Genomic DNA, 18,569 nt, shown 5'->3' on the forward strand with positions numbered 1-18,569 from the left:
CCCAATTATAAACCACTTTCTATACCTGGATATGAAAATTATCAAACACCTATTTCGCGCGGGCTGTATTACTGTTCTTTTATTTTCGGCTGCGGGCACTAAAGCGCAAGACAAAAACGGCTGGCGGCAACTGTTCAACGGCAAGGATTTAAACAACGGCTGGAAACACGTTGGCCCCGGCAGTCGCTACGTTAAGGATGGCTTAACCGGCAGCCATGGCGGCATGGGTTTGGAGTACTGGAGCAAAGAAAAGTTCAGCAATTGCGTAATACGCGTGGTATATAAAATGGAAAAGTTTAACAGTAACTCCGGCGTGTTTATACGCATACCTATTGAGCCGCGCGAAGAATGGATGCCGGTATTTTATGGCTACGAAGTTCAAATCGACAACCATCCCGAAACATCAAAAGAAGACGAATACCACGTAACCGGCACCTTGTACTCACTTACTAAACCACTGGCCAAACCCGGCAAGCCGGGCCCTGAGTGGAATACCATGGAAATTACCCTCGACGGCCTGCGTACCATTGTTACCGTTAACGGCCAAAAGGTTACCGACTATACCGAAGGCCAGCCAACCCCGAAGCGCAAGTTTGACTTTGAACCATGGCGTGGTCCGCGGCCACTGGAGGGTTACATAGGTCTGCAAAATCATGGCAATGATGATGTGGTATTTTTTAAGGAAGTTTCTGTAAAACCTTTGCATAAATAAAATCGCTATGGAAAAGAAAGAAGAAACCACTCCCTCCGCCATTACCCGCGGCGACTTTATTAAAAAAGCGGCAGTTGCCGCTGCAGGCTTTTACATTGTACCCCGTTACGTGCTGGGCGGCACCGGCTACACCGCCCCCAGCGACAAGCTTTACATTGCTGCTGTTGGCACCGGAGGCGAGGCCGAAAACGACATTCACCATTATGCGACCGCGCCGAAAAAGAATGCCGAAATAGCTTTTTTATGCGATGTGGATGAGCGCCCCGCAACCGCACGCCGCAAAGAGTTCCCGAAGGCGAAGTTTTACCACGACTGGCGCGAGATGTTTGACAAGGAGCACAAAAACTTTGACGCGGTTACCGTTGCCATCCCCGACCATAACCACGCCATTGTTGGTTTAAGTGCTATGCAACTGAAGAAGCATTTGTACCTGCAAAAACCGCTAACACATGACATTTACGAGGCTCGCATATTAACCGAGGCAAGCAAAAAATACCAGGTGGTTACCCAAATGGGCGACCAGGGCGCCAGCTGCGACGGCATGCGTACCCTGCGCGAATGGATAGAAGCAGGTCTGCTTGGCGATATTGAAAAAGTTTATTGCTGGACCGACCGCCCGGTTTGGCCGCAGGGTATCAGCTGGCCAAAATCAGGGCCACAGGTGCCGAAGGAACTGAAGTGGGATTTGTGGCTGGGTACCGCTAAAGAAACTAATTATATAGATAACCTGGTGCCTTTTAACTGGCGCGGCTGGTGGGAGTTTGGCACCGGTGCCCTTGGCGATATGGGTTGCCATATAATGGGGCCGCCATTTAAGTTGCTGGGCCTGGGCTATCCTACCGAGGTATCGGGCAGCGCAAGTACGGTGTACAGCGGCATATTTAAAGAAGGTATTTATCCCGAAAGCGGGCCGGTATCAAGCAGTATTAAATTTAAGTTTACCCAGCAAAACGGCAAAACGCTTGATTTATACTGGATGGATGGCGGCATTACGCCGGAGCGGCTGGGCGAGCTTGACCCAAGCCTCAACCAAAATGAGGCCCTGGGCGATATACCAGCCGAAAATGATTTTGAGGGCTGCACACTTTTTATTGGTTCTAAGGGTAAGGCCAGTTGCGGTTGGGGTGGCAGTCACCCGCGATTATTGCCATTGAGTTTGAATAAGGATATCCATGTCCCCGAAAAATATCCACGTATTGAAGGCGGTATGGATGGCCATTGGTGGCAATGGGTTGATGCCAGTATTGCCGGGTATGGCAAAATGGAGGTCGACTCGCCGTTTGTGGGTTATGCCGGACCGCTTACCGAAACCGTGCTGATGGGCAACCTGCTGCTGCGCACCTTTAACATACAGGAGAAAATAAAACGCAACGACCCCGTTTACGGTAATATGGAAGGCTACAAATTCAGTGGCCGCTATACTGCCCTTAAATGGGATGGCGAAAACATGCGCATCACCAACTTTGAACCGGCAAACCAATATATTAAACGGGAATACCGGAAGGGATGGGGTGAGATTAAGTTGTAGTGAAGTGGTTGATTAGGTTCATTAAGTTGGATTGAGCTCTCTCCTTCCCGTGTCATTTCGACAACGAACGAGGAGAAAATTTGTCGGCAAGTAACGTGACGCGCCCGGACGAATTACTCGTTTAAAATAATAATACTTTAATTGTAATTACTTTGTGCTAACTTTATACTATGGAAACCAAGCTTATTAAAATCGGCAACTCCTATGGTATACGACTACCAAAGTCGCTTATACAACAATATGAGCTTTCAAATAATATAGAAATTAATCCTACTGAAAAAGGCATTCTTATTAAATCAAAACGCCAATCGCGCGAAGGCTGGGAGGAGCAGTTAGCTACAGCTATTAAAGCCGGCCATCAACCTGATGACGAATTATTGGAAGGTTTTAATGATGATCTGACAGAACAGGAGTGGCAATGGTAATTAAGCGTTTTGAGATTTGGCTGGTTGATCTAAATCCGGTAGTAGGTAGCGAAATCAGCAAAACCAGACCTTGTATTATTATTTCGCCCGATGAAGTGAATAAATTACTGGCAACGGTTACCGTTGCCGCAATGACATCGGCCATCAAGCCATATCCGCAACGGGTAAACTGTACTTTCCAAAATAAAACCGGGCAAATAGCATTGGACCATATCCGTTCCGTTTCGAAGCTAAGGCTGATAAAAAAGCTTGGGGAAATGGATGAACCAACAAACCGAATGGTCTGTCAAAAATTGGCTGATTTTTTTAGTTACGAATAATTTCATCTCGCTTAATCACTTTGCTCCCGGGTTAGCTCACCGGCTTATCATCCGCACGTGATGATTGCTGAAAAGCATTGCTATTATTAACAGGCTCCCGGTAATCAAATCCGCTAAACTGCTTGGGCGGTTTTGGACTTTCGCCGTACTCGTTATATACTCTGCTCCCTTCCTGGAACATCAGCCATAAAACATAAAAGGGGATTAGTTGCCACCAGCCGCTATTGCCAAGGTCGTGGCATCTTTTGGCGCTTTGGGTAAGTCTGAACCATATAAGCGGTATGAGCCCCAGCAATACAATTTTTTCGCCGTCGAAACCTTCCGAAAAATACAATATTATGAAATATCCAGTCCACCACATGAGCAAGCTGAGGCAAAACTCGGTGCGCCTGATGCGGCCATAGAAAGAAAAGATATTTTTGAACATAATAGCGCGAAAGGTTAGTCTAAGATAGATAATTCCAGCCGAAGTTCAAGTATTTTCATCAAAAGGGCTCTCAACGACCACCCATATGCCGCATCCAGGTCACCATAGAAATAAGGATTCGTGACTGTCCTTTGTAGAGATGGCTTTCCCGAATAACTCAGGACAGGCTGTTCCTCGCCATGACCGACCGTGTTTTTACTTCGTTCCACCTTTAGGCGTAAAAGTAACCTGGTACATCTTCGGCCACTTTTTACCCGTTATAAAAATCCGTTTAGTGGCAGCATCATAGGCAATGCCGTTTAATACATCGGCGCCGACCCTGCGGGTCTTTTCCGGGTACAGGTTGGTCAGATCAATTTTTCCTATTACTTCGCCTGTTTTTGGGTCGATAATGATAATATTATTTGTAGTCCAGATATTAGCATAAATCTTACCCTCAATGTACTCCAGTTCGTTTATTTTAGTAACTGCGCCTTTATCGTCATACACATCAATTGAGCCTGTTTGGCGGTAATTATCCTTGTCTAAAAACCAGATACGGTTGGTGCTGTCGTCCATATACAGCCTCTTGCCGTCGAAACATAGGCCCCAACCTTCAACGCCCACGTTGTTGGGGAAAGTTTTTAGCAGTGCGAAAGAGTCTTTGTTGTATTCATAACCAATTTTTGATTTCCAGGTTAACTGGATCAGCTTATCACCTACAATCGATATCCCTTCGGCAAATATGCTGGTATCGTTCATTACTTTTTTCAGGATTTTGCCGGTGGTCAAATCAACTTTCCGCAAACTCGACTGGCCATTACCATCTGCGGGCGTACCGCCACCGCTCTCGTAAATAACGCCATCCTGGTATATCAGTCCTTCGGTATAGCAGCTGGTATCATGCGGGAAGGTTTTCTCCACTTTAAAGGTATACTCAACCGGTGCTTTGGCGGGCATCAGCACAATATTGGTTGATGACTCCTGCGGTTTTCCTCCTGAGTAAACCCGGGCGGTTATTACGCGCGGACCAACCGGCATACTGTCGGTTTTTAACGCAAAAGCGCCGGAGTCTTTCTTTGCCCCAACCCGTGCGGAGTCAACCAAAAACACAATAGAATCGGCTTTCACATTTGCGGCGTAATGCGCTTTCACCTGTACCACATCGCCGGTTTTGTATGATGTGCCTGCTTCAGGACTTACGGTAATATTGGTGTCGTCCGTACTTTTGTTTTTGCAACTGTCACAGCCAAAAGCCAATAGAATGGCTGCTGCAAATAGTATGTTGTATTTTAATTTCATGATGATGTTACATGGCTGTTGGCCAAAACGCGTCTTCTATATGTTTTAGTGTGTAATTGTTATTTTTGTCAAATAAAACCGATATAATATCAAACCGCACTTCGCCCTGGTGGTTCATCAGGTAAAGGTACTCATCGGCGGCATCAACCAGCAGGCGTTGTTTGCGGGCATCCACAAAGTCCTCGGGCTCGCCAAACCAGTTGCCTGTACGGGTTTTTACTTCGGTAAATATAATCACCTTATTTTTATACGCAATAAGGTCAACCTCCAAACGCCCGTGCGTCCAGTTTTCGTCTAAAATTTCGTAGCCTGTTTTCTCCAGGTGCTCTTTTGCCAGGCTTTCGCCCCGGCGACCAAGGTCGAGGTGTTTTGCCATTATTTAGAAAAATTGAACGCTACCCATATAAAAAAACCAACCACTAAAAAAACTCCAATTGAGCCGGCACCTATCATACCCCAACCCAAGTCTTTTATAAATTTACTTTGGCTGTTGTTTACTGCGATTAAAAGGGCACCTGCTATTAAAATTAAAGTAAATATCGGGACTAAATACGTAGCGCTATCTAACAGTACAAGAAGTTTAAATAAAAGAAACTCACAAAACAAAACTGCCAAGAGATATAGGTACCGCATGTATATTATTTCAAAATTACTGAGCCCAAATAATCCGAAATGGTTTTCTCCACCTTTTTCATGTGCATATACTGGTTTAGCAGTATTTCCTGGTCGGCCTCAACGCTGGTTGTTTGCAGTTCCTTGCGCAGTCCTTCCAGTATTTTCCCAATCTTATGCTTTTTGAGGTGAAAAATAGCGCCAAGTATGGTGGCCTTCATATTGGCCTGTTCATCGGGCACCAAAATTTTGTGCATCTCGTACCAGTTTTCGCTCAGGGTGTACTTGGTGGCTATCTGGGTTACCGTTAAGTCAACAATTTCTTTATCGGCATAATGGATAAAATACTGCTCATCAGGCAACACCCCGTTTTCCACTTCGCGGCGGTATATTTCAGTGAACTTTTTGGCGGCCGGGTAATCAAAATCTACATCGCTCAGTTCAGCAATCATAAAGGGGCCAATATAAGTATTGGCGATGCCGTCCCAGTCGATAACTTTGTTACCATATAAAAGCAGCAGGCGGATGATCTCTTTCTCCTGTGTTGCATCTTCCCGTTCAACGCGTTCCTGCGGCTCATCAAAAAAATGGGGTTCATCAACCGGTGCTGGCCTTGCATTCTGCTGTTGCTGCGAGTCCTTGCGGGCTTTGGCAGTACGCATTTTGTTGAGCTCAGACAACAGCGCGCGCTCATCAATCTGCAGCTGGTAACTACACTCCTTGATAAACACCGATGCCTTTATCGAATCTGGTATTTTGGCAATACTTTCAACAATCTCGCGTATAACTTCTGCTTTTTTTATAGGATCGTTGCCTACTTCTTTTAGCAGTATATCTGTTTTAAAAAGGATGAAATCCTTCTTGTTATCGGCTATGTGTTTTTTAAACCCGTTGGTGCCAAAGTTGCGTACGAATGAATCCGGGTCGTGGCCATCGGGGAAGAGCACAACTTTTACGTTCAGCCCTTCTTCCAGAATCATATCCAGCCCGCGCAATGATGCTTTTATGCCCGCGGCATCCCCATCGTATAAAATGGTGATATTTTTGGTGAAGCGGCTGATCAGGCGTATCTGCTCAACGGTTAATGATGTGCCTGACGAGGCCACAACATTTTCAATACCAGCCTGGTGTACTGATAGCACGTCTGCATAACCCTCCACCAAATAACAGTTATCCTCCTCGCGGATAGCTTTCTTGGCAAAGTAAAGCCCGTATAATACGTTCGATTTATGATAAATCTCCGATTCCGGCGAGTTTACATATTTGGGGACGTTCTTGTCGTTTTTTAGCGTGCGGCCACCAAAGGCAATTACCCTGCCGGTGAAGCTATGGATAGGGAACATTACCCTGCCGCGGTAACGGTCGTACAGCGAGCCATTGTCGCGCTTAACCGAAAGGCCGGTCTCCACCATAAAATCTTCCTGGTAGCCGTCTTTCAGTGCCTGGCCGGTAAAGGCTTCCCACTGGTCGGGCGAGTAGCCAAGTTCAAATTTCTTTATGGTATCGTTTGTAAAACCGCGCTCTTTAAAATAGCTCAGTCCGATGCTTTTGCCTTCTTCGGTCTCCAGTAAGCTTTCATGAAAAAATTTGGCAGCATACCCGCTTACGATCATCAGGCTTTCGCGGCGGTTTTCTTCTTCGCGGTTTTCCGTCGATTCTACCGTTTCCTCAACCTCGATGCCGTATTTTTTTGCAAGCCATTTCAGGGCTTCAGGATAGCTGAATTTCTCCAGTTCCATTAAGAACGTAACGGCCGAACCACCTTTGCCCGACGAAAAGTCTTTAAAAATACCTTTGGCCGGCGATACCGTGAAAGATGGCGTACGTTCATTGGCAAACGGCGAAAGCCCCACATAATTGGCGCCACGTTTTTTTAATTGCACAAATTCGCCTATCACCTCCACAATATCTGTGGCTTCCATAATACGGTCGATAGTCGATTTGATAATCATTAATAAATACGGTGTTTTTGTGTTACACAAAAATAGCTTTTTTAGCGTTTGTTAACCCGGTTAATTTTAAACCTGTAGCATTTTGCTAACTTTACCGTATTGTTTAAAAATGCTATCCTGTAAACATGAAAAAATTATTATCCGTAGTTTGTTGTGCTGTTTGTGTAATTATCTCATCGTGCCATAAGGACACTAAGGTAATACGCCAGGATTTTTATTTTAACTCCAGCAAAAACGGCGTCGACTGGGGTGCCCAGGGTTCCGCCGCTAAAATTCTCGGGGACAGTTTAAGGATAACAGCATTCAGACCCACTGGCGAAGAACAACTTTATATCGATATCAAATTTAATGGCGCCGGCACCTATCCTTTGACACTCGGTCAGGCCAAATTTTTTACTACCATAGGCATGGATGCGCTAACCAGCGATTACCGCCTCGACACAACTCAACACAGCAAATTGGTTATTAGCAGCTACGATGCCAAAAACAATATCATATCGGGCAGCGGCGATTTTTACATGCTGAAAAATTCAATCACCGAATATGTCCAGCTTACGTTTGGCGGCAGTAGCTTTCGTGTAAAACTCCCCGAATAATATTAGCGCCATTGCTTTTAAAGCAGAACCCGGAATCTTTTGACCTGGTTAATGCGTCCACGTTTAAAAATTTATAGTCTCCTGTATCGCAACGCGTTAATTCTACGTAATTAACTTAAATAGTACCTGGTTAATTATTTGTGATATGAAAAAGCTATTACTTGCCGTACCCTTTATTTGTTGCCTGATATTTACAGGGTGCAAAAAAGACAACCAAAATGTGGTAACCGATCTTTTTATGGGCGCCTTTAAAAATGGCCAGGCCTGGGTGGGCCGGCCTTTTGCAGGCTACCTTGCCGGTAAAGACTCGGTGCAGGTAGGCGGCTTTAAGGCAACCGGCGAAGAAACCCTGTATTTTAATTTAAAAGCGCTGTCAAAAGGCACCTATACTATTAAACCGGGCCAGGCAGTTTACTTTACCACCATAGGTATGGACGCGGTTACCGGCAATTATAAAATTGACGCCACTTTAACCAACACCGTTACCATACGCGATTTTAACGTGGCTACCAATATTGTTAACGGCACTTTCCTGTTAAACTTTGTGAAAGTAAGCGGTGCCGGGCCTGATAAATTAAGCTTTACCGAAGGGAAATTTTACGCCGTGATGCCGCAGTAATTAAGATACGGCCACCTGTTTCTTTGGTCTCAAAAATGTAACTGCTATACCTGCCAAAACAATTGCGCTGCCAATTATTTCATTTAATTCCAGTGTTTCATTCAGTAAAAATATAGCTAAAAAACCTGCGATTACAGTTTGGCTCAATAAGGCGATGGACACTTTGGTCGATTCCAAAAACCGCAGCGAGTGGTTGATGGTTAACCATCCGGCCAGTTGGCAAAGTACACCCATGCCTAAAAAGCAAAGCCAGGTTGACAGGGAAAAATCGACCATTTGATTATGCAGGAACAGGTTGATCAAAAATAGAAACACGCTGCCCGCCAGCATATTGTAAAACATAAATGTTACGGTACTTATATTTTGGAGGATGCCACGGGTTATCACAATATAAATGGCATAAAACAGGCTGGCCAGCAATGCAAGTAATATACCAGCATTAAGTTCGAGGGCAAATAAGTGTTGGTAGCCCACCAAAATAACCATACCGGTAATAGCTACGCAAGTGCCTATCCAAAACAGGCGGCCGGTGGCCTTTTTAAATATAAAATAGGTCATCAACCCAACCCAAACAGGGGCCAGGTTGGCAATAAGGGTTGATACGGTTGCAGATATTTTGGTAAGCGACAGGTTCCAAACCGCAATATCAAGGGCGAATACTATGCCGCCAAGAAGGGCCACCATTAAATCTTTACGGGCAATTTTAAGATTTCCTTTTACCAGGCAATACGGCAGCAGGCAAAACCAGGCAATAAATATGCGGTAAAACCCTGATGTAATTGGCGAGCCGCCGGCGAGCTTTACAAATATTGGCGAAAACGAAATACAGAGGATGCCGACAATAAGGCTTGCTTTTGGATTCATGGTGAAACAAACTTAAACAATAGTCTGAATCAGAATTTATAGAATTGAAAGATTTTCAGAATGGATTTTCAATCAACATTTTAAGCATCATCCCGCTAATTCTCTAATTCTGAAAATTCTGATTCAGACAACCCCCAAATAATCGTATTTTTGCCCCTCAAATATTTTAATATGAGCCAGCGGATAAAGATCAAAGCATTATTAGAAAGCGAACAAACAGGTATCGATATAAAAATTAACGGTTGGGTACGCGCCTTCCGTCAAAATCGTTTTATTGCTTTAAATGATGGCTCAACTAATAACAACATTCAAATTGTTGTTGATTTTGAAAACACCGACCCAAACCTGCTGAAACGCATTACCGTTGGCGCTGCTATCAGCGTTACCGGCGAATTGATTGCAAGTTTGGGCAAGGGCCAAAAAGTAGAAATTGTTGCAAAAGACATTGAAATACTGGGCGACTGCGACCCGGAGAAATATCCCCTGCAATTAAAAAACCGCCCCAGCCTGGAGTTTTTGCGCGAGATCGCTCACCTGCGTTTCCGCACCAATACATTCGGCGCTATCTTCCGGGTGCGTAATAGCCTGGCTTTTGCAGTACACCAGTTTTTCCAGGAGCGCGGGTTTATTTACCTGCATACGCCCATTATTACCGCATCGGATGCAGAGGGTGCAGGGGAGACTTTCCACGTTACCAACTTTGATTTAGCTAACCCGCCAAAAACCGAAAGCGGTGAAGTTGACTTTTCGCAGGACTTTTTTGCCAAGGCTACCAACCTCACGGTTTCCGGTCAGCTGGAAGGCGAGCTGGGTGCTATGGCCTTGAGCGATATTTATACTTTCGGTCCAACATTCCGCGCCGAGAACTCAAACACCACCCGCCACCTGGCCGAGTTTTGGATGATTGAGCCCGAGGTTGCCTTTAACGATCTGAACGATAACATGGACCTCGCCGAGGACATGCTGAAATATGTTATAAAATACGCGCTCGACAAAAACGCTGAAGACATTGAGTTTTTAACCCAACGCCTGGCGGAAGAGGAAAAGCAGAAACCGCAAAACGAACGTTCAGAAATGAGCCTGCTCGAAAAGCTGCAGTTTTGTTTGGATAACGATTTTGAGCGCCTTACTTATACCGAGGCCATTGATATTTTAAAAGAATCGACCCCGAACAAGAAGAAGAAATTCCAATACCCGGTTGAAGGTTGGGGAACGGATTTGCAATCGGAGCACGAACGTTATTTGGTAGAGAAGCACTTTAAAAAGCCGGTAATATTAACCGATTACCCTAAAGAAATAAAGGCCTTTTACATGCGCCAGAACGAGCCTGATGCAAACGGCCGCGAGACTGTTCGCGCTATGGATATCCTGTTCCCCGGCATTGGCGAAATTGTGGGCGGCTCACAGCGTGAGGAGCGTTTGGAGAAACTGGAACAACGCATGGACGAGATGGGCATCCCTAAAGACGAGCTTTGGTGGTATTTGGACACCCGCAGGTTTGGCGCTTGTCCGCATGCTGGTTTTGGGCTGGGCTTTGAACGTTTGGTGCTGTTTGTAACTGGTATGGGTAATATCAGGGATGTTATTCCTTTTCCAAGATATCCGAAGAATGCGGAATTTTAACCGCTGATTGTTTTGATTTCGCTGATTTCGTTGATTCCTTATTGAATTAAATAATAAACTATGTCATTGCGAGGAGGAACGACGAAGCAACCCCGTCGCCATGTATATCCGTCAAACACTGTTCGTTTTAAATTGCGACGCGGTTACCGCTATGCGCTGGCGGTATCAAAGGGGCTTTTTACTCCGGGAAATGTAACGCAGATAGAGTTATCAACCCCAATCAATGCCCCCATCGGGCGGTGTTTTGATTTGTCGCGCAGCATTGATTTGCACATTGAATCGACTAAGCAAACCGGCGAGCAGGCTATTGCCGGGCGCACCAGCGGGCTGATCGAGTTGGGCGAAACGGTAACCTGGCGGGCAAAGCATTTCGGCATCTGGCAAAATCTCACCTCAAAAATTACTGAATTTGAATATCCCAGCCATTTTACCGACGAGATGGTTAGCGGCGCATTCAAAGGCTTCAGGCACGAACATTTGTTTTTTGCAGTGAATAACCAGACGGTGATGAAGGATATTTTTGCGTTTGAATCCCCTTACGGGAGATTGGGAAGGCTGGTGAATTTTCTTTTTTTAGGGCGATATATGCAGAAGCTGTTGCTGGAGAGAAATAGGGTAATAAAAGAGTCTGCCGAAACCGCTGATTGAGTTGATTTCGCTAATTACGTTTCACGAGTATGAACATAACCTTTCCCATGGATACCTATTGGCAGTATAAGATTCTTCGCTGCGTTCAGAATGACAAAGGGGATTTTTGTTTTAATTTTGATAACGGTTAGTAAATCAGTGTAATCATATTTTAATCCGTGTAATCATGTTGAATAACCAAACTATCAAAGCCTTTGTGCCCACCACAAAGCCTTCCGAAGCAAAAATATTTTATCGCGATGTATTGGGTTTAACCCTATTGTCCGAAGATGCCTACGCGCTTGAATTTAACTCGAACGGAACTTTGTTAAGGGTAATCACCGTCCCTGAATTAACGCCGCACCTGTTTACTGCTGTTGGCTGGAACGTTGATGATATTGCTGCCACCATCCGGGCGCTTAATGCAAAAGGAGTTTATTGCGAAACGTATGGCTTTATGGAACAGGACGACCTCGGTATATGGACTTCGCCAGGCGGTGCTAAAGTAGCCTGGTTTAAGGATGTGGATGGTAATGTTTTATCGTTAACGGAAGGATGATTAAACTGTTTTTACAGATTAAAAACGCACGTTCGAAACGAGTACGCGGCAACTGCTCAATAATGTCCGGGATCAACTGTGAACTCCCCAAACTCAATTTCCCAACTGCTTAACCGCCAGATAAGCCATTAAGCCGGTGCTTAACTCCAATGCAGTTTCTTCCACGTCGAAAGTTGGGGTATGTACCGATGAGGTGATACCGCGGCTTTCGTTGCGGGTACCCAGGCGGTAAAAGCATGAATCGGCTACCTGCGAGTAGTAGGCAAAGTCTTCGGCAGCCATCCAGATGTCAAGGTCGAGCACGTTTTCTTTGCCCAGGTAATCTTCGGCGTGACCGCGGGTGCTGGCGGTTAGTTTTTCTTCGTTGATGAGGAAAGGATAGCCGCGCACAATATTGAATTCGCAGGTTGCACCCATGCTTTCGCAAAGGCCCTCAGCCAGTTTTTTCATTTTTATGTGGGCCTCATTGCGCCATTTTTCGTCCATGGTGCGGAAGGTGCCTTCCAGGTATACTTCGTTGGGTATAACGTTGGTTGCGCCATTGGCTATTACCTTACCGAACGAAAGCACTGAGGGGCTTTTAGGGTCGGCAAAGCGGCTTATTATTTGCTGCAATGCGGTGAGCATGTGTGCAGTTATAATAACAGGATCGATGTTTTGTTGTGGCTGTGCGCCGTGGCCGCCTTTGCCGCGTACAGTAACATAAAGCTCATCGGTCGATGCCATGTATTTGCCCGCGCGGAAACCCACTTTGCCCGCTTCAATCAGCGGCATTACGTGCTGACCTATTACAGCCTGTGGCTTCGGATTTTCCAGCACACCTTCTTTTATCATCAGGCTGGCGCCACCGGGAAGTTTTTCTTCAGCAGGCTGAAAAATAAGCTTTACGGTGCCCCCAAACTGGCTTTTTAATTCGGTTAATATTTTAGCCGTCCCCAGTAATGAAGACGTGTGCGCATCGTGGCCGCAGGCGTGCATTACACCTACGTTTTGCGATTTATAACTCACATCGTTAGCCTCAGTAATAGGCAGCGCGTCCATATCGGCACGCAGGGCCACTACCTGGTCTGATGGTTTATCACCCTTTATTAAAGCCACAAGCCCATTGTCCGCCATGCGCTGGTAGGTAAGGCCTAAAGCTTCCAGCTTACCTGCAACAAATGCCGATGTTTCCACCTCTTGAAAAGAAAGCTCGGGGTGCGAATGCAGGTGGCGGCGGTTGGCCACGGTATCATCAAAAATATTTTTAGACAGTTGCTGAATCTGCTCTTTAATCATTGGGCTGGTCGGTTTTGGGGAGATTTATTCTATCGGAGATAATAAAAATACTGGTAAACATGGAACGTACTTCACCAGCTAGTTTTTGCGCTTCCAACCGGGTACGGAAATCGCCGGCGCGAACTTTAAAGTTTGGTTCGGTATAGCTAACATAGGTACGGTATTCGGGGTATTCCTCGTTAAATTTTGCCTGTGCGTCATAAGCCGCCTGCCTGCTCGATCCAAAAAATATCTGCACACGGTAACCGCTGCCTGTTTCAACGCCGGGTATGCCCTTAATTGCGCCAAGCGATGCACGGCGCGCCATCAACGTATCAATCAAAGGGTCTTTGATTACTTCAACCTTGCCACGAGTTTGGGCGAAGGCCATGGCCGGTAAAAAAATCGCCATAAAAAAAATGCAGCACCTTATATGGCTAAGTATAGCTTTTTTATAAGATAGTGCATTTTTCATAGTTATATAACAATTCCCGTCATTGCGAGGAACGATCCGCCAACTGGCGGACTGCAAATCATGTACCTTTAACTACATAGTGGCCAAACAGCTTGTGGCGGTATTGTTCACCCTGAGCATCCCGGTTCTTGATTGTCCTGTGCAGAGATTGCTTCGTTCCTCGCAATGACGCTTTAATATTTGCTTCAGTCCTTATGCCTGCCCAACACCGTGGCAGTTTTTAAACTTTTTACCGCTACCGCATGGGCAAGGGTCGTTTCTGCCAATTTTTTGCTCCACACGTACAGGCGTTGCCTTTTGTGTTTCACGCATATCCATCATAGGTACGCCATTGGCTTCGCCTACCAGTTCGGGTTTCGAGGTACGCATTTTTTTCAAATCCAGCTTTGGCTGTGGTTTTGCTTCGCGTATTTCGTCGGGCTCCTGCTGGGTTGGTATACCCCCCCTGAACAGGAAGCTCACCAAATCTTTATTCACGCTTGCAAGCATGCCGCGGAACAGGTTAAACGCCTCGAACTTATAAACCAACAACGGGTCTTTTTGTTCGTAAACAGCATTTTGTACCGATTGTTTCAGCTCGTCCATCTCGCGCAGGTGCTCTTTCCAAGCATCGTCAATCAGGTACAGGGTAACGTTTTTCTCGAATGATTTAAACACTTCCTGGCCCTTGTTGGCAATGGCTTTTTTAAGCGGAACCGAAACCTGTATGCCGTTGATGCCATCAGTAAATGGTACCACGATATTTTCTACATAATCGCCGCGGGTATCATAAACATCTTTTAATACTGGGTAAGCCTGCTGCGCAATGGCATCGTGCTTGCGTTTATAAAATTCATTTACTTCGGCAAAAGCTATGTCGACTATGCCGTTGATATTTTTAGCTGTAAAATCATCGTGTGATATTTCCACATCAACAGAAAATAAACGGATCATTTCCAGCGTAAAGCCTTCATAATTGTTGCTTTCCTTGTATTCGGTTACTACATCTTCAACCACATCAAAAATGGTGTTGTTAATATCAACCTCCAGGCGTTCGCCAAACAGTGCGTTTTTACGTTTAGCGTAAATAACGGTACGCTGTGAGTTCATCACATCGTCATACTCCAGCAAGCGTTTACGTATACCAAAGTTGTTTTCTTCCACTTTCTTCTGCGCGCGCTCAATCGAGTTTGATATCATGGAGTGCTGAATTACTTCACCTTCCTCAATACCCATTTTCACCATCAGGTTGCTGATCCTTTCAGAACCAAACAAACGCATCAGGTTATCCTCCAACGACACAAAGAATTGTGACGAACCTGGGTCGCCCTGGCGGCCTGCACGACCACGCAGCTGCCTGTCAACACGGCGCGACTCATGGCGCTCCGTACCAACAATTGCCAAACCTCCGGCATCTTTAACGCCAGGGCCTAATTTTATATCCGTACCACGACCAGCCATGTTGGTAGCTATGGTAACGGTGCTCGTTTGACCTGCTTCCGCCACAATATCCGCCTCCTTTTGGTGAAGCTTGGCGTTCAATACGTTGTGCTTAATACCGCGCAGCTTAAGCATACGGCTCAATAATTCCGAAATTTCTACCGATGTGGTACCCACCAATACCGGGCGACCTGCCTTTGTAAGGGCAGCTATCTCTTCGGCAACGGCGTTATATTTTTCACGCACGGTGCGGTAAACCAAATCCTGCCTGTCGTCGCGGCTGATGTTGGTGTTAGTTGGTATTTCAACTACATCCAGCTTGTATATTTCCCAAAACTCACCTGCTTCGGTAACAGCAGTACCCGTCATACCGCAAAGCTTGTGGTACATACGGAAGTAGTTTTGCAGGGTAATGGTAGCAAAAGTTTGCGTTGCATCCTCAACCTTCACATTTTCCTTCGCCTCAATAGCCTGGTGCAAACCATCGGAATAGCGGCGGCCATCAAGCACACGGCCTGTTTGCTCGTCAACTATTTTTACTTTGCCTTCGTCAAGAATGTATTCTGTATCTTTTTCAAACAGAGTATAAGCCTTTAGCAACTGGTTAACCGAGTGTATACGTTCGGATTTGATGGAGAAGTCGCGCATCAGCTCATCTTTACGGGAAACTTTCTCTTCAGACGGCAGGGTTGACTTTTCGATATCCGAAATTTCGGTACCAACATCAGGCATCACAAAGAAGTTTGGATCCTCACCCGATGCAGTAATTAACTCGATACCTTTTTCAGCAAGTTCAACCTGGTTGTTTTTTTCGTCGATAACAAAAAATAGTTCGGCATCAACCTTGTGCATTTCCTTGCTTTGGTCCTGCATGTAATGGTTTTCCGACTTCAACAACAGCTGCCTGTTGCCGCCTTCGCTCAAATATTTTATCAGCGCCTTGCTTTTTGGCAAACCCCTGAAAGCACGCAATAAAGCTAAGCCGCCTTCTTCAGGACCACTTTTGCCTTCTGCAATTAACTTTTTGGCTTCGTTCAGGGCGCCATTTACATAGGCTTTTTGTGCATTAACCAAACGCTCTATACGTGGTTTCAGCTCATAAAACTCGTGCTCATCGCCACGTGGGATAGGGCCTGATATAATTAATGGTGTACGGGCATCGTCAATTAACACTGAGTCAACCTCATCCACCATGGCATAGTGTAATTTTCTTTGTACCAGTTCTTCGGGGCTACGTGTCATATTGTCACGCAGGTAATCAAAACCAAACTCGTTATTGGTACCAAATATAATGTCAGACATATAAGCCTGGCGGCGCTCGTCTGAATTTGGCTCATGTTTATCAATACAATCAACCGATAAACCGTGGAATTCATAAAGCGGGCCCATCCATTCAGAGTCACGACGTGCCAAATAGTCGTTAACTGTTACAATGTGTACCCCCTGGCCTGATAGCGCGTTAAGGTAAGCAGGCAGCGTAGCTACCAATGTTTTACCTTCGCCCGTAGCCATTTCCGATATTTTACCCTGGTGTAATACTATACCGCCTATCAATTGTACATCATAGTGTACCATATCCCAGGTAACTTCGTTGCCGGCAGCTAACCATGTATTGTGGTGGATGGCTTTATCGCCCTTAATAATTACGTTTGATTTGCGTGCAGCCAGGTCACGGTCGAACTGTGTGGCTGTAACCTCGATGGTTTTGTTGGCTTTAAACCTGGCTGCGGTTTCTTTAACCACGGCAAAACCTTCGGGCAAAATGCGCATTAATATCACTTCAAGCTCTTTATCGCGGTCTTTTTGCAGTTTATCAAGCTGGGTATATAGTTCAACCTTTTCGTTTACGTCGAGGTCGGGATTATCGTCGGTTCGTTCTTTAATTGCAGCTATTTCGCTGTCAATATGGGCGAGGACTTCGGCAATGGTTTCTTTAAAACCAATGGTTTTGGCCCGGAGCTCGTCGTTGGTCAAATCGCCAATTTTGGCAAATTCAGCCTTTACCTTTTCAACTATGGGCATTATGCCTTTAACGTCTCTAACTGATTTGCTTCCGAAAAGCTTACTTATAAAATCTAACATGCTATTTTTATATCTGTTGCAACAAACTCAACAATTGCGCCACGGCAAATTTTGAGTCATTATGACAGGCAAAGCTACGATTTTGATTTGGCTTTGAGACGATTTTGGAACGATTTCACCGATTATCAACGGCTGGTTTTGGCTGATTACGGTGATTGTAAAATAAAAAATCCTCTAACCTGCTTAACAGGTTAAAGGATTATATCAAACTATTTTAATTTAAAAATATCTAATCTGAAAATCACCGCTTTAAAAACGGTGCAATTATCTACTTGTCCTGTGCAGCCATTATACTGCCCACAATTTTGCCATAAGCCAATACGGGCAGTGCTCCAAAGGATATTTTTTTCTTCCAGTTAACATAGCGGTCGCGGATAAAGTTATCCCAGTTGTAACCGTTTAACTGTGCGCGACCCAATGAGATACAAGGCTCGGTTATACGGGTAGTATGCCACCAGCCCGACGGAAACAATATGGTTTCCCCTTCTTCAACGGTAACTTCTATAGGCGTTGCTTTTCTGTATAGCGGGAACTTTTCATAATCAGGATTATCAAAATTTACCTGCGAAAATTTCGGGTTATCAGGGTAAGGGTACATGTACGGGATCTGGTCCGGCGGGTACATGATAAATATTTTAGAGCCGTATATCTGCGTAATCTGTGTATGCATAAACAAGGCATCAAAATGCAAAAACGGAAAACTGCTGCCATTGCCGCCTAAAAATATTTCGTAAACGGTGGTGCCCTGTAATAATTTCTTCGGCATGAGCGGGTGGTTGATCCGGTCGAGGCTGCCATAAATTATCTCGGGTAAAAAGTCGGCCATCAGCTCGGGGAATACCTTCTGCACATCAAAGTTATACGGGTAAGGCGCCTTATTATCGGCGTTGGCAACCAACATATGGTCGATAAAGTCGTCCATACGGTAGGTAACGCCGTTAATGGTTTTGGTAACAGCCGGGTAGTTCTTCTTAAAAAACTCGGGCGTAAATTTGCCCATAGCTTTCCAATCCTTTGCGGCATCGGTTAATATTACCGGGCGCGATTTACTCACATATTCGCTAATAAATTCCTCGTGCGACAGGTTAGTACGCTTGTCTATTGACATGCCACCGTTATTTTTGGCTTTAGATTTCGCTTGCTCAGCAACCATAACTGTTTAATTTATCGTTCAGTATTACGCTTTATACG

General features: G+C 45.3%; 18 protein-coding genes. 9 read left to right on the plus strand and 9 right to left on the minus strand.

Annotated features, from left to right (window positions below; genetic code table 11):
- The first annotated feature begins 31 nt into the window (after positions 1–31).
- The 4 genes from Q0R52_RS06970 to Q0R52_RS06985 all read left to right on the plus strand — a co-directional run bounded on the left by Q0R52_RS06970 (position 32) and on the right by Q0R52_RS06985 (position 2,985).
- On the plus strand, positions 32–712 hold the full coding sequence (locus Q0R52_RS06970) for a DUF1080 domain-containing protein (protein ID WP_295793390.1): 681 nt from the start codon (positions 32–34) through the stop codon (positions 710–712).
- 7 nt (positions 713–719) lie between these two features.
- Complete coding sequence (locus Q0R52_RS06975; RefSeq protein ID WP_295793392.1) at positions 720–2,240, plus strand: Gfo/Idh/MocA family oxidoreductase; 1,521 nt, start codon at positions 720–722, stop codon at positions 2,238–2,240.
- Between the two features lie 170 nt (positions 2,241–2,410).
- Complete coding sequence (locus Q0R52_RS06980) at positions 2,411–2,665, plus strand: AbrB/MazE/SpoVT family DNA-binding domain-containing protein (protein ID WP_252790133.1); 255 nt, start codon at positions 2,411–2,413, stop codon at positions 2,663–2,665.
- Positions 2,659–2,985, plus strand: a complete 327-nt coding sequence (locus tag Q0R52_RS06985; protein ID WP_295793394.1) for a type II toxin-antitoxin system PemK/MazF family toxin — start codon at positions 2,659–2,661, stop codon at positions 2,983–2,985. Before Q0R52_RS06980 ends, Q0R52_RS06985 begins: the two co-directional genes overlap by 7 nt.
- Positions 2,986–3,016: 31 nt before the next feature.
- On the opposite strand, the gene Q0R52_RS06990 is transcribed toward Q0R52_RS06985, so the two are convergent.
- The 4 genes from Q0R52_RS06990 to dnaG form a co-directional block, all read right to left on the minus strand.
- Positions 3,017–3,412: a DUF805 domain-containing protein gene (locus Q0R52_RS06990; protein WP_295793397.1), complete on the minus strand. Its 396-nt coding sequence runs from the start codon at positions 3,410–3,412 to the stop codon at positions 3,017–3,019.
- 195 nt (positions 3,413–3,607) lie between these two features.
- Positions 3,608–4,693: a glutaminyl-peptide cyclotransferase gene (locus tag Q0R52_RS06995; RefSeq protein WP_295793399.1), complete on the minus strand. Its 1,086-nt coding sequence runs from the start codon at positions 4,691–4,693 to the stop codon at positions 3,608–3,610.
- Between the two features lie 7 nt (positions 4,694–4,700).
- Positions 4,701–5,069 (minus strand): YraN family protein, encoded by a 369-nt coding sequence (locus Q0R52_RS07000; RefSeq protein ID WP_252790137.1) that lies wholly within the window; start codon positions 5,067–5,069, stop codon positions 4,701–4,703.
- 262 nt (positions 5,070–5,331) lie between these two features.
- Positions 5,332–7,257 carry a DNA primase gene (dnaG, locus tag Q0R52_RS07005; protein ID WP_295793402.1) on the minus strand — a complete coding sequence of 642 codons (1,926 nt, stop codon included), beginning with the start codon at positions 7,255–7,257 and terminating at the stop codon, positions 5,332–5,334.
- Positions 7,258–7,382: 125 nt separating this feature from the next.
- On the opposite strand from dnaG, the gene Q0R52_RS07010 reads away from it, so the two are divergent.
- The gene (locus tag Q0R52_RS07010; protein WP_295793405.1) at positions 7,383–7,853 is read left to right on the plus strand and encodes a DUF6252 family protein; all 471 of its coding nucleotides are present in this window, start codon (positions 7,383–7,385) and stop codon (positions 7,851–7,853) included.
- 145 nt (positions 7,854–7,998) lie between these two features.
- The gene (locus tag Q0R52_RS07015; RefSeq protein ID WP_295793406.1) at positions 7,999–8,472 is read left to right on the plus strand and encodes a DUF6252 family protein; all 474 of its coding nucleotides are present in this window, start codon (positions 7,999–8,001) and stop codon (positions 8,470–8,472) included.
- Here the strand turns inward: Q0R52_RS07015 and Q0R52_RS07020 are convergent, their stop codons facing one another.
- Positions 8,473–9,336 (minus strand): DMT family transporter, encoded by an 864-nt coding sequence (locus Q0R52_RS07020; RefSeq protein WP_295793408.1) that lies wholly within the window; start codon positions 9,334–9,336, stop codon positions 8,473–8,475. It abuts the gene before it with no gap.
- A gap of 171 nt (positions 9,337–9,507) precedes the next feature.
- Here Q0R52_RS07020 and asnS point away from each other — a divergent pair, with 171 nt between their 5' ends.
- The 3 genes from asnS (at position 9,508) to Q0R52_RS07035 (ending at position 12,145) form a co-directional block, all read left to right on the plus strand.
- A complete protein-coding gene (asnS, locus tag Q0R52_RS07025) occupies positions 9,508–10,959 on the plus strand; it encodes an asparagine--tRNA ligase (protein WP_295793410.1) in 1,452 nt (483 codons plus the stop codon).
- A 60-nt stretch (positions 10,960–11,019) separates the two neighbouring features.
- The gene (locus Q0R52_RS07030; RefSeq protein ID WP_295793412.1) at positions 11,020–11,607 is read left to right on the plus strand and encodes an SRPBCC family protein; all 588 of its coding nucleotides are present in this window, start codon (positions 11,020–11,022) and stop codon (positions 11,605–11,607) included.
- Between the two features lie 166 nt (positions 11,608–11,773).
- A complete protein-coding gene (locus tag Q0R52_RS07035) occupies positions 11,774–12,145 on the plus strand; it encodes a VOC family protein (protein WP_295793413.1) in 372 nt (123 codons plus the stop codon).
- A 93-nt stretch (positions 12,146–12,238) separates the two neighbouring features.
- On the opposite strand, the gene Q0R52_RS07040 is transcribed toward Q0R52_RS07035, so the two are convergent.
- From Q0R52_RS07040 to Q0R52_RS07055, 4 genes are all read right to left on the minus strand, one after another.
- The gene (locus Q0R52_RS07040) at positions 12,239–13,423 is read right to left on the minus strand and encodes a M20 family metallopeptidase (RefSeq protein WP_295793415.1); all 1,185 of its coding nucleotides are present in this window, start codon (positions 13,421–13,423) and stop codon (positions 12,239–12,241) included.
- Positions 13,416–13,877 (minus strand): SPOR domain-containing protein, encoded by a 462-nt coding sequence (locus Q0R52_RS07045; protein WP_295793417.1) that lies wholly within the window; start codon positions 13,875–13,877, stop codon positions 13,416–13,418. The genes Q0R52_RS07040 and Q0R52_RS07045 overlap by 8 nt, the downstream gene beginning before the upstream one ends.
- 192 nt (positions 13,878–14,069) lie before the next feature.
- The gene (secA, locus tag Q0R52_RS07050; protein ID WP_295793419.1) at positions 14,070–17,378 is read right to left on the minus strand and encodes a preprotein translocase subunit SecA; all 3,309 of its coding nucleotides are present in this window, start codon (positions 17,376–17,378) and stop codon (positions 14,070–14,072) included.
- 268 nt (positions 17,379–17,646) lie between these two features.
- Positions 17,647–18,531 (minus strand): cupin-like domain-containing protein, encoded by an 885-nt coding sequence (locus tag Q0R52_RS07055; RefSeq protein WP_295793421.1) that lies wholly within the window; start codon positions 18,529–18,531, stop codon positions 17,647–17,649.
- Positions 18,532–18,569 lie beyond the last annotated feature (38 nt).

It is taken from the genome of Mucilaginibacter sp. (assembly GCF_025359345.1).
Lineage (GTDB): Bacteria > Bacteroidota > Bacteroidia > Sphingobacteriales > Sphingobacteriaceae > Mucilaginibacter.

Coding starts and splice junctions, on each gene's coding strand:
- Q0R52_RS06970 (WP_295793390.1), top strand. CDS start 32: ATGAAAATTATCAAACACCTATTTCGCGCGGGCTGTATTACTGTTCTT.
- Q0R52_RS06975 (WP_295793392.1), top strand. CDS start 720: ATGGAAAAGAAAGAAGAAACCACTCCCTCCGCCATTACCCGCGGCGAC.
- Q0R52_RS06980 (WP_252790133.1), top strand. CDS start 2,411: ATGGAAACCAAGCTTATTAAAATCGGCAACTCCTATGGTATACGACTA.
- Q0R52_RS06985 (WP_295793394.1), top strand. CDS start 2,659: ATGGTAATTAAGCGTTTTGAGATTTGGCTGGTTGATCTAAATCCGGTA.
- Q0R52_RS06990 (WP_295793397.1), bottom strand. CDS start 3,412: ATGTTCAAAAATATCTTTTCTTTCTATGGCCGCATCAGGCGCACCGAG.
- Q0R52_RS06995 (WP_295793399.1), bottom strand. CDS start 4,693: ATGAAATTAAAATACAACATACTATTTGCAGCAGCCATTCTATTGGCT.
- Q0R52_RS07000 (WP_252790137.1), bottom strand. CDS start 5,069: ATGGCAAAACACCTCGACCTTGGTCGCCGGGGCGAAAGCCTGGCAAAA.
- dnaG (WP_295793402.1), bottom strand. CDS start 7,257: ATGATTATCAAATCGACTATCGACCGTATTATGGAAGCCACAGATATT.
- Q0R52_RS07010 (WP_295793405.1), top strand. CDS start 7,383: ATGAAAAAATTATTATCCGTAGTTTGTTGTGCTGTTTGTGTAATTATC.
- Q0R52_RS07015 (WP_295793406.1), top strand. CDS start 7,999: ATGAAAAAGCTATTACTTGCCGTACCCTTTATTTGTTGCCTGATATTT.
- Q0R52_RS07020 (WP_295793408.1), bottom strand. CDS start 9,336: ATGAATCCAAAAGCAAGCCTTATTGTCGGCATCCTCTGTATTTCGTTT.
- asnS (WP_295793410.1), top strand. CDS start 9,508: ATGAGCCAGCGGATAAAGATCAAAGCATTATTAGAAAGCGAACAAACA.
- Q0R52_RS07030 (WP_295793412.1), top strand. CDS start 11,020: ATGTCATTGCGAGGAGGAACGACGAAGCAACCCCGTCGCCATGTATAT.
- Q0R52_RS07035 (WP_295793413.1), top strand. CDS start 11,774: ATGTTGAATAACCAAACTATCAAAGCCTTTGTGCCCACCACAAAGCCT.
- Q0R52_RS07040 (WP_295793415.1), bottom strand. CDS start 13,423: ATGATTAAAGAGCAGATTCAGCAACTGTCTAAAAATATTTTTGATGAT.
- Q0R52_RS07045 (WP_295793417.1), bottom strand. CDS start 13,877: ATGAAAAATGCACTATCTTATAAAAAAGCTATACTTAGCCATATAAGG.
- secA (WP_295793419.1), bottom strand. CDS start 17,378: ATGTTAGATTTTATAAGTAAGCTTTTCGGAAGCAAATCAGTTAGAGAC.
- Q0R52_RS07055 (WP_295793421.1), bottom strand. CDS start 18,531: ATGGTTGCTGAGCAAGCGAAATCTAAAGCCAAAAATAACGGTGGCATG.